Origin of the sequence: Nocardiopsis algeriensis (genome assembly GCF_014203695.1) — a bacterium.
Lineage (GTDB): Bacteria > Actinomycetota > Actinomycetes > Streptosporangiales > Streptosporangiaceae > Nocardiopsis > Nocardiopsis algeriensis.
On record NZ_JACHJO010000007.1, the window covers coordinates 338536 to 345792 of the forward strand.

General features: G+C 70.1%; 5 protein-coding genes. 3 read left to right on the plus strand and 2 right to left on the minus strand.

The window, feature by feature from the left end:
• Positions 1–54: 54 nt before the first annotated feature.
• The 3 genes from FHS13_RS13505 to FHS13_RS13515 all read left to right on the plus strand — a co-directional run bounded on the left by FHS13_RS13505 (position 55) and on the right by FHS13_RS13515 (position 3209).
• Positions 55–1389 (plus strand): glycosyltransferase family 4 protein, encoded by a 1335-nt coding sequence (locus FHS13_RS13505; protein ID WP_184292121.1) that lies wholly within the window; start codon positions 55–57, stop codon positions 1387–1389.
• 102 nt (positions 1390–1491) lie between these two features.
• Positions 1492–2148, plus strand: a complete 657-nt coding sequence (locus FHS13_RS13510) for a class I SAM-dependent methyltransferase (protein WP_246405289.1) — start codon at positions 1492–1494, stop codon at positions 2146–2148.
• Positions 2145–3209, plus strand: coding sequence for a glucosidase family protein (locus FHS13_RS13515; protein ID WP_184292123.1), 1065 nt, complete (start codon positions 2145–2147; stop codon positions 3207–3209). Before FHS13_RS13510 ends, FHS13_RS13515 begins: the two co-directional genes overlap by 4 nt.
• A gap of 77 nt (positions 3210–3286) precedes the next feature.
• On the opposite strand, the gene FHS13_RS13520 is transcribed toward FHS13_RS13515, so the two are convergent.
• Together FHS13_RS13520 and FHS13_RS13525 are read right to left on the minus strand one after the other, a co-directional pair.
• Positions 3287–5983: a transglycosylase domain-containing protein gene (locus tag FHS13_RS13520; protein ID WP_343065020.1), complete on the minus strand. Its 2697-nt coding sequence runs from the start codon at positions 5981–5983 to the stop codon at positions 3287–3289.
• Between the two features lie 382 nt (positions 5984–6365).
• On the minus strand, positions 6366–6998 hold the full coding sequence (locus tag FHS13_RS13525) for a class I SAM-dependent methyltransferase (protein ID WP_184292125.1): 633 nt from the start codon (positions 6996–6998) through the stop codon (positions 6366–6368).
• Between the last annotated feature and the right edge of the window lie 259 nt (positions 6999–7257).

Genomic DNA, 7257 nt, shown 5'->3' on the forward strand with positions numbered 1-7257 from the left:
CCGGACCGTGCACGGCGGCGACCGCGGCCCCGCGACCAACGAAGAGGTGGACCCTTGACCCAGACGGGCAAAAGCACGGGACCGAACCCGGAGCGCCCCCTGCGCGTCGCCCTGCTGTCCTACCGCAGCAAGCAGCACGTCGGCGGGCAGGGCGTGTACGTGCGCCACCTGTCCCGCGAACTCGCCGCCCTGGGCCACGAGGTCACCGTCTTCTCCGGCCAGCCCTACCCCGTCCTGGACGAGGGCGTCACCCTGGAGAAGATCCCCTCCCTCGACCTCTACAACGACGCCAACCCCTTCGTCGCCCCGCCCGTGCGCGAGTGGCGCGACTGGATCGACGTCCTCGAGGTCGCCACCATGTGGACGGCCGGCTTCCCCGAGCCCCTCACCTTCTCCCTGCGCGCCGACCGCGAACTGCGCCGCCGCCTGGGCGAGTTCGACGTCGTCCACGACAACCAGACCCTCGGCTGGGGCCTGCTGCGCATCAAGGCCGCCGGCATCCCCCTGGTCACCACCATCCACCACCCGATCAGCGTCGACCGCCGCATCGAGATCGACGAGGCCCAGGGCTGGCAGAAGCTCTCCAAGCGCCGCTGGTACGGGTTCGTCAAGATGCAGGCGAGGGTGGCGCGCAAACTCGACCCGATCCTCGTACCCTCCCGGTCCTCCGCCGACGACATCTCCCGGGAGTTCGGCGTCGACCCCTCCGCCATGGAGGTCACCCCCCTGGGCGTCGACACCCGCTACTTCCACCCCCGGCCGGAGACGCCGCGCGTCCCCGGCCGCATCGTGTGCACCGCCAGCGCCGACAGCCCCCTCAAGGGTGTGTCCACCCTGCTGCGCGCCGCAGCCAAGCTCGCCACCGAACGCGACGTCACGTTGACGATCGTCAGCAAGCCCCGCCCCGGCGGGCCCACCGACCAGCTGGTGGACGAGCTGAGCCTGCGCGACCGCGTCGAGTTCGTCAGCGGCATCGACGACACCGCCCTGGCCGAGATCATCGCCGGCGCCCAGGTGGCGGTCGTCCCCTCCTTCTACGAGGGCTTCTCCCTCCCCGCCGTCGAGGCCATGGCCTGCGGCACCCCCCTGGTCGCCAGCCGCGCCGGCGCCCTGCCCGAGGTCGTGGGCACCGACGGCGACGCCGGACGCCTCGTCCCACCCGGCGATCCCGAGGTCCTGGCCGCCGAGATCGCCGCCCTGCTGGACGACGCGGACGAGCGCGAGCGCATGGGCGCGGCCGCCTGGCGGCGCGTCCAGGAGCGCTTCACCTGGCGGGCCGTCGCCGAGCTGACCGCACGCAGGTACGCCTCCACCATCGACGCCGTCAGGGGCAGCGGCCCCGCGGACGGCGGACCCCGGACCGCGCCCGTGCGGACGGGCGACGCCTGACCCGGCAGGCGCACACCTCCACCCGCAGATCCTAGGGAGCCTCCACTGATCACCGTCGACTTCACCCTGTTCCCCGTCGGGGCGGGCAACCGCGTTCTCGACCTGGGATGCGGCGGCGGCCGCCACGCCTTCGAGGCCTACCGCCGTGGCGCCGACGTCGTCGCCTTCGACCAGAACGTCGACGACCTCGCCTCCGTCGAGACCATGTTCGCCGCCATGCGCCAGGAGGGCGAGGCACCCGCCGAGGCCTCCGCCGAGACGGTCAAGGGCGACGCGCTCGACATGCCCTTCGACGACGCCTGCTTCGACCGGGTGATCGCCGCAGAGATCTTCGAGCACATCGCCCACGACACCGCCGCCATGAAGGAGCTGTACCGGGTCCTGGCGCCCGGCGGCATCGCCGCGGTCACGGTGCCCAGCTTCCTCCCCGAGCGCCTGTGCTGGGCGCTGTCGGAGGAGTACCACACCAACGAGGGCGGGCACATCCGCATCTACACCCGCGCCGAGCTGGAGGCCAAGCTCAAGGCGACCGGCTTCGAGATCGGCCCGCACCACCGCGCGCACGCCCTGCATGCTCCGTACTGGTGGATCAAGTGCGCGGTGGGTACCGGCAACGACGACCACCCGGTGGCCAAGGCCTACCACGACATGCTCGTGTGGGACATGCTCCAGGCCCCCAAGGTGACCCGCGTCGCCGAGCGCCTGCTCAACCCGCTCATCGGCAAGAGCGTGGTCGTGTACGTCCGCAAGCCCGTATGAGTACGGCAGCCGCCGCGGCCGTGGCCTTCCGAGACCTGGAACTCCCCGGTGTGGTGAGCGCCGAGCAGCTGCACCGCGCCGCCGACCACCTGGTGCGCAGTCAGGAGGAGGACGGCGCCGTCCCGTGGTTCCCCGGCGGCCACACCGACGTGTGGGACCACGTGGAGTGCGCGATGGCCCTGACTGTGACGGGCGTGCACGACCCCGAGCACGCCCGGGCGGCCCGGCGCGCCTACTTGTGGCTGGACTCCAGCCGCCACCCCGACGGCGGCTGGGCCGCCAAGTTCCGGCAGGGCAGGCCCGTCACGCGGCTGCGGGAGGCCAATCACGCCGCCTATCCGGCGGTGGGGCTGTTCCACCACCTGCTCGTCACCGGCGACACCGAGTTCGCCGAGCTGATGTGGCCGAGCGTGGAGAGCGGCATCGAGTTCGTCCTGGGGTTGCGCGGCGAGCACGGCGAGATCCTGTGGGCCCGTTCCGAGGACGGCTCTCCCGGCGACCACGCGCTGCTGACGGTGTGCGCGAGCGTGCACCACGCGCTGCGATGCGGCGCCGCCCTCGCGGCCCGGCTGGGCCGGGAGCAGCCGGAGTGGACGGCGGCCGCGGAGAGGCTGGCCGTGCTCATCCGCGAGCGGGAGGAGCTCTTCGCCGACCGCAGCCGCTTCTCGATGGACTGGTTCTACCCGATCCTGGGGGGCGCCGTACGGGGTACCGCGGCCAAGGAGCGGCTGGCCGAGCGCTGGGACCGCTTCGTGGTCCCGGGTCTGGGTGTGCGCTGCGTGAGCGACCAGCCGTGGGTGACCGCGGCCGAGTCGTCGGAGCTGGTGCTGGCGCTGGCCTCCCTCGGCGAGATCGAGGCGGGCGTGCAGGTGCTGCGGGACGTGCAGCACCTGCGCGACGAGGAGGACGGGATGTACTGGACGGGCTATCAGTTCGCCGAACAGGTGCGCTGGCCGGTCGAGCGGAGCACCTGGACGTCGGCCGCGGTGATCCTGGCTGTGGACGCCCTCACGGGCGCCACACCGGGTTCACAGGTGTTCCTGCACTCCTGGGACACCTGACCGGCACACCGGGGACACTCCGGAAGACGGCGAGGGGCCCCGCGAAAAAATCGCGGGGCCCCTCCGCACGGGCGGGCTCAGCCCTCTTCCCGGCCCGGTGTCGCGAAGCCGCTGCCGAAGCCCACGGCCCCCTCCTCGGTCCCGGGCTCGGTCGTCTCCGGGAACTCGGGAATCCCCGGTGTCCTCGGGAGCTCCGGCTCCATCGGCGTCTCGGGGACCTCCGGCACCTCGGGCTCCACCGGTACCTCCGGTGTCTCGGGGGCCTCCTCCACCGGCTCCTCGGGCACCTCGGGCTCCTGCGTCGACGGATCCGGGGCCCAGTAGTGGGTGGATCCCGCGAACGCCGGCTGCGGGAACTCCTTCCGTTCGTACCCCTCCATCGCCACGGTCATGTACTCGCGCCAGAGAGGTGCGGCCAGGTCACCGCCGGAGGCACCGAACCCGGGGATGTAGAAGGACTCGTTGTTCTCGTTGTAGACGCTCACCGCCGTGGACAGCTGCGGCGTGTAGCCGACGAACCAGTTCGCGATGCTCCCCGTGGTGGTACCGGTCTTGCCGGCCACCGGGTGCGTCCAGATGTTGGCGTTGCCGCCGGTACCGCCCGTGACCACCTGCTGGAGTGCGTAGGTGGCGTCGGCGGCGGTGCTCTCGCTCAGCGCCTGGTTGCGCCGGACCTCCGGACGCTCGTTCTCCCCCTCGGTGTTGACGATCTCCTTGATCACGTGCGCCTCGACGTGCTCACCGCCGTTGGCGAAGGTGGCGTACCCGCTGGCCTGGTCGAGCGTGCTGACGGTGGACACGCCCAGCGCCATCGTCGGCACCAGCTGGTCGTCCTTGATGCTTCCCTCGGGCAGGCCCATGCTGTAGGCGGTGTCACGCACGTTCTCGTACCCGACCTCCATCGACAGGTCGATGTAGCCGAGGTTGTTGGAGACCCGGGTCGCCTCGATGAGGTTCATCGGTCCGCCCGGTGCGTTGCCCGCGTTCTGGATACGGGACCCCTGGATGTAGCGGGGACCGCTGCCGTCGACGAAGCTGTAGAGGCTGTAGCCCTCCTCCAGCGCGGCCGCCAGGACGTAGGGCTTGAAGGCGGAACCGGCCTGGGAGCCGCCCAGCAGGGCCGAGTCGTACTGGTTCTCGTAGTAGTCGTGGCCGCCGTAGAAGGCCAGCACCTCGCCGGTGGCCGGGTCGACCGTGGTCAGGCCGACCTTGACCCCCTCGGGCAGGATGTCCGGGTCCATCCGGCCCTCCACCGCCTCGTAGGCGGCGTCCATCATCGACTTGTCGAAGGTCGTGACGATGGTGAAGCCCTGCCGGTTGATCTGGTCCTCGGTGTAGCCCAGGTCGATCAGCTCGCGCACGGCGGCCTCGTACATGTAGCCGCGGTAGCCGCTGAGATCGGCGCCCTGCTGGGGCCGCTCCGTCTCGGGTGCGGGGAACTCCATCTGGTCGGCCTCGGAACGGGTGATCGCACCCGTGGTCACCAGGCCGTCGACGACATACTCCCAGCGCTCCTCCATTGCCGGGGTCGTCTCCACGTCCGCCTGGCCGAACAGGGTCGGCTGCTGGATGGCGGCGGCGAGGAAGGCCGCTTCCTCAGGGGTGATCTCCTCCACGTCCTTGTGGTAGTAGGCCTGGGAGGCGGCCTGGATGCCGTAGGCCTGGCGCCCGAAGTAGATGGTGTTGAGGTACTGCTCCATCACCCATTCTTTGGACTCGCTCTTGTCGACCTTGAGGGCGATGATGATCTCGCGGACCTTGCGCGTGATGGTCTGCTCGGTGCTGATGCCCTCGTAGTAGTTGCGGACCATCTGCTGGGTGATGGTGGAACCGCCCTGCACCTGGTTGCCGGACAGGGTCGACCACACGGCCCGGGTGGTGCCCCGGACGGAGACGCCCGGTTCGGTCCAGAAGCCGCGGTCCTCAGCGGAGATGACGGCCTCGACGACATGGTCGCCGCCGGCCACCATCTCCTCGTAGGAGATGGGATCGCGGTCGGTGCCCCGGTAGGCGAACTCGGTCTCCCCGTCCGCGAAGTAGAAGGTGGAACCCTGTTCGAGGGCGTCGGCCTTCGCCGCGTCGGGGACCTCGACGGTGGTGTAGAAGTAGGCGAAGGCGGCCGCGCCGAGGATGAAGAACAGGCCGGTGACGACGAGGAAGACCCTGGTGATCCGCCACCAGAGGGGCTTCTTCCGCTTGCCCTTCTTCTCGGCCTTCCCCCCGCCGGGGCCCTTGGGCCCCTTCGGCCCTCCGGGCCCGGTACCGGCGGGCCCCTGGGGCCCGGTGGAGCCGGCCGCGGGTACAGCGGTGGTCCGCTCCTTCTCCGCCACGTACTCGGAGAGCTTGCGTGCCTGCGGCCACATGGTCTCGGTCTCCGCGGCCGCTTCCGACTCGGCGGAGGCCCCGGCAGCCGAGGACGCGTCTTCCCCGGCGGTTTCGGAAGACTTCTCCTCCGGAGTTTCGGTCACAGCCGTGGCAGCGGACCCAGCAGCCCCACCGGTCCCGGCAGCGGTGTCCTCCTGCGCGGGCAGGGCCTCGGTACGGTCGCCGTCTCCGCCCTCCTCCCGCGCGGTCTCAGCGGCCTCCGGTTGCTTCCCCTCGGCGTCGGCAGGCTCGTCTCCGTCTCCGAAGCCCTGCTCCGCGAGAGCCTGTGCCACCCGCTCGCGGAAGAACGAGCCGCTGGTCTTGAAAGTGATCGGGCTGATGAACTCGGGCTCCCCTGCCTCTGCCTTCGGGGAAGCCTCACCATCCCCTCCCGACTCGGGCTCGTTCACCTCGGGAGTGGATGTGTTGGACAGCTCTTCAGCAGAGGTCTCTCTCGTCTCCGGCGTGTCCTGCTCAGGGCGCTGTCCATCCGCCCCGTCTCCGCCGCGTGTGCTCTCGCTCAGCTCCAAGCTCCCTGGCAAATCACGTTCGGCACCCTGCCGTCCTCGTATGTGACGCGCAAGTACCCCAGATGGGTTCAGTAGAGTTCAGGGCTGAAGCGGTATCCCGGGAACCCACACCTCCATCGCTCCGCCCTCCCGACACGATACCTGCACATAAACATGTCAAGGCCTTACCCATAACCAGGGAGTGACTTCTTACCCTGGGCTTACCTTCGAGGCATATGGGACAAGGAGGGGGCGCGGAAGCCGGCGCCTCCGCGCACGGATGTCAGGCGACGCGCTCCAGGAAGCGCATGGAACCGACCGCCCGCACCTCCTTGAACAGCCCCGATTCGAGGGCCTTGCAGTAGATGTTGTACGGCGGCCGTCCGCCGTCCTCGGGGTTGGGGAAGACGTCGTGGATCACCAGCGCGCCCCCGGGGGCGACGTGGGGGCTCCAGCCGGCGTAGTCGGCCTGCGCGGCCTCCTCACTGTGTCCCCCGTCGATGAAGAGCAGTCCGATGGGTTTCGCCCACACGGAGGCCACATCGGCGGACCGTCCGACGACGGCGATGACCTCGTCGTCGAGTCCTGCCTCGGTGAGGGTGCGCCGGAAGTGCGGAAGGGTGTCGAACTTCCCGGTGGCCTCGTCGACGAGGGAGGAGTCGTGGTACTCCCAACCCACCTGGTGCTCCTCGGAGCCCCGGTGATGGTCGACGGTCACCACGGGGACCCCGGTGGCCCGGGCCGCGGCTCCGAGGAAGATGGTGGACTTGCCGCAGTAGGTACCGATCTCGACGACGGGACCGATGGAGGCATGGTCGAGAGCGGCCTCGTAGAGGGCGAGCCCCTCGTCGGTGGGCATGAAGCCCTTGGCGGCTTCCGCGGCGGCGAGAAGCTCGGCGGGGATGGGAGTAGTCATGGAAGGATTCTCCCAGGCAGGACGAGCCGAGAGAGGAGTGGGTGGGGCCTGGGGCGCTCTCGCACCACATCCTCGGAGCCGAGGCTCCTCCCGCCACCGCGGGAAGGGCAGACAGGCCTCCCGTCCCTCCGCCGGTCCCGGGCAACAAACGGCCCCCAGACAACAAAAAAGGGGGGCCCGCCAGGACCCCCCACACACCACACACAAAAAAAGAGGGGCCGCCCGCAAAGACGACCCCCCTCAAGAAAAACCGTGGCAG

Bases quoted from the DNA above. Each gene is read 5' to 3' on its own strand.
- FHS13_RS13515 (WP_184292123.1), top strand. From the start codon at position 2,145: ATGAGTACGGCAGCCGCCGCGGCCGTGGCCTTCCGAGACCTGGAACTC.
- FHS13_RS13525 (WP_184292125.1), bottom strand. From the start codon at position 6,998: ATGACTACTCCCATCCCCGCCGAGCTTCTCGCCGCCGCGGAAGCCGCC.